2 protein-coding genes and 1 pseudogene are annotated in these 3229 nt (G+C 43.9%); 2 read left to right on the top strand and 1 reads right to left on the bottom strand.

Annotation, left to right across the window (positions count from 1 at the left end; genetic code table 11):
* Positions 1–200: pseudogene (locus tag A3761_RS25740) on the top strand (iron-sulfur cluster assembly accessory protein); the annotation flags it as partial.
* A 19-nt stretch (positions 201–219) separates the two neighbouring features.
* Here the strand turns inward: A3761_RS25740 and A3761_RS10515 are convergent.
* Entirely contained in the window at positions 220–2394 is a 2175-nt protein-coding gene (locus tag A3761_RS10515) for a tRNA(Met) cytidine acetyltransferase TmcA (protein WP_068633497.1), read from the bottom strand.
* Between the two features lie 163 nt (positions 2395–2557).
* Between A3761_RS10515 and A3761_RS10510 the strand changes: the two genes are divergently transcribed.
* Positions 2558–3070 (top strand): hypothetical protein, encoded by a 513-nt coding sequence (locus tag A3761_RS10510; protein ID WP_068510042.1) that lies wholly within the window; start codon positions 2558–2560, stop codon positions 3068–3070.
* The last annotated feature ends 159 nt before the right edge of the window (positions 3071–3229 follow it).

Below are 3229 nucleotides of genomic sequence, written 5' to 3'. Positions count from 1 at the left end.
TTCACTTTTGATGAAGACCTTTCAGAAGATGATACGGTTGTTAGCAAGCAGGGTGTAGACCTGGTTGTCGACGCCATGAGTTATCAATACCCGTCGGAGCGACAGTTGATTATACTGAAGGCCTAAAAGGTGCTCAGTTTTCTGTGACCAATCCGAATGCAGAAACAACCTGTGGTTGTGGTTCGAGCTTTAGTATTTAAGCGCTGAGCCTTCCTGATTTCAAAGTATTTTAGGGCTGCTTAGCTGCTCTAAAAGTACTTGAACGGCCTCTCTAAGATGCTTATCCAGGTCTTTTTTCCCACTAAAATTAAACTCCTCCACACAATCAGAAATTGAACGAGCTTGTAAAACCCGTCGAATCAGTACTTGTAGCGGGCGCTTGATTGAACTTTTTTTATTTTTTTGTTTGAAGCAAGATAAGGTCAAACTGATCAACTCGCTCATACATTCTTCGATGGCCAACTTATGGCTAGCAAAGCGTTGAAGTTGAGCAAGCTGCCTGCTGTCTAGCCTTAGCTCTACTGCTGGAATTTTCGCTTCTGTTAGCGCATCATACAGCGTATCGCTAGTGTGGTGTTGATATTGTCTACTGATACCACTGAGCAAATTTCTGGCATAGATACTTTCTAATAGAGCCAAATTTTCCTGTGCAGACAAAGATATCGGCCTTTGCATAATCGCGGCATAACAGCCACTAGCATTATCACGTTGAAGACCAAGTTTGAGAAGCGAAAACTGATTCTTTGACCAGAAAGAAAGCAACTCGGTTGTCAGTCCAAATGCTGTAGTAAGACAATCAAGGTGTTTAGTTTTCGCGACTTGTAAAGCTTCTTCAATTAGTTGGCTACCGAGCCCTTGATTCTCGTATTCAGCGCGTACTGCAATACGCATTATACGCAATGAGTGTTGTTCCAGGTTTTTGATATCGCCAGAGAGGGTAGCAAGAGTCTGCGGAACTAAGTGGCCACGTAAGCGTCGCTTTCCTGCGAGGATCTCTTGTTGCAGAGTGCTTTCTAAAATCCCCCCTTCTCGTATTATCAGCATTGCTGAGATCAACTCACCTTGTTGCTCACTTTCTATATGATCTTTGAAACCACAAGCTAGCAACACACCGGGATGATCAAGTATAAGTCTTATATCGTCAGGGGAAGTTTGATAGTGAGCATTCACTAGCAATGAAATAACCTGCTCAAGGAGTTTAGGCTCGGAGGCTAGTTGCTGCTGTGAAGGCCAGAGCACGTTCATCTCTGTATGTTTGTTTTTTACACTACGTTTTTGGCTAAATGAATCGTCATTCAAGGATAAAAATAATAGCCGACTCATCCAATTTTCTAAGGGGTCATTCTCGGCCCAACGAACTGGCTGGCTTAGATGAATGCTTTTCCACTTGGGTGTTAGTAGGTCGAGTTGTTTCTTAAAACGAATTGCAAAGCCTTGACCATTGCCTTCGTAGCCATGGATGGTGCTTGAAAATACGATTCTAGAATAGTGCTTTAGTAGTTCACTCAATGTAGACGCTGGAATTCCGGCAGCTTCATCGATTAGCAGTAACTGGCACTCGGGCTTGGTAAGTAAGAGCTCATCAGGCGATATAAACTTCAGACAGTGAGAATAACTATCGTGGTTGCCACACTCATCTGTAATGTATTTTGAAAAGTGGAAGAATGCATTGGCACAAGCTCGTTTTGAGGGGGCTGTAATCAAAATAGATTTTTTATATTTGAGGGCCAACTTCGCCGCGGCAATGCCAAGCGCGCTGGTTTTGCCTCGTCCCCTATCGGCGGTGACGATCAGTGGCCGTCTACGGTGCCCTTCGACAACATGAGTGATTAGCTCAATTGCTTCGCGCTGGTCAGGTGTGGGTAGGGCCTGTACCTGAGTCGTCGCAGCCGCAGGAACAGCAGGAAGCTGAGACTGATTCTCTTGGCAAAATAGCAGACAATCCTGACTGTTAAAAAAGCTAATCAAACGCTGGAGAAAAAAGGTGTTTGTTTTAGATAACTCTGACTCGTCACTGCACATGCGGCGATAGTCTGGGTCAGGTGCTTTAGCCAAGTCAGCGAGAGGGGGCACCATGATGATAAATAAGCCTCCTCCGCGAACAAGTCCAGATGCTCCACCAAGTCCGTCCGGGCTTAAGCCATCGAAGCCATCCCAAAGCAACAGATTACAATCACCACCCAAGAGGCTTTTAACTTTATGTGCAGAAACAGACTTAAAGCCTTTAATAGGTTCGGAGGCGCTGATATAAATAGCCTCATTTATATCGCCGAAAAGCGAGTTGCTTTGAACCGTATCTAAACACCAATTCTTGTCGCCACTAAGCACTACGGGGTAGCGACAGAAAGACTGCTGGGCAGCGTCAAAAATATTGGAGAATAGCTTTTCAAGCATAGTGGCTTCTTAGTAAATAGGGCGATAAAGAATTTAAATGACCGGCAAGGACAAAAATTTAAGTAAACCTGTAATTTCAGAAGTATGTGTCTATGCTTGAACTAAAACAAGTCTTTGCATGTATCAGTGTCTTGACCTGTCATAGAGTAAGAGAGGAAGCGTTTTGAAAGAAAGTCAGAAACCGGGGAGAACGCAGTTCATTATGATGTTCTTTGCCTTTTCATTTGGCATGGTTCTAGCCAACCTCTTGGCTCAGAATGCTGCGCAGAAAGAAGTCGAAGAGCGCGCCCCTTTATTGGTTTATAAAGGCATTGATAAAAATCTCGAAGACCTGTCGCCAGAGTTTAAGGAACGTATTAGCAAGTTAGAGCGCGAGAGGCGCAGAACTCTCGAAATGGCCGCTTTGCAGATGCATATTTATCAGTATGCGAAAGATCATAAGGTGAGTGCTGAGCAGGCAGGCAAAACACTTTTTCCAAAGTCTGAATATGAAGTTGATAGTCAACGCGTGAGTGACTTTTATCATGCTAACCAGGAGCATATTGCCAAGCCTTTTTATCAAGTCGAGCAGGAAATTACGGCTCAGCTTGAATATCAAAGTGTGAAAAATCTAAAGGAGCAGTTGCTGGCATCGCTTCAAAAGAGTGGTGATTTGGCAATTCTTCCCAGTCAATAAGGTTTTTTAAACGATATTGGTCCATTGCAAGAGACCTTGGCTGGTTATCCTTTGTACGACCGACTATACTAGCGCCCGTTCAAATTTTGGGTATTGAATCTACGTTGTGAGCTATGTTGGACAAGTTATACCATAAGCAGAAGTTTGCTCAGGCAAGCA

Source organism: Oleiphilus sp. HI0123 (genome assembly GCF_001635315.1).
This window is presented reverse-complemented; position numbering and strand designations above follow the sequence as displayed.

Excerpts from the sequence above, each read along its gene's own strand:
- A3761_RS10515 (WP_068633497.1), bottom strand. The coding sequence starts at position 2,394 with ATGCTTGAAAAGCTATTCTCCAATATTTTTGACGCTGCCCAGCAGTCT.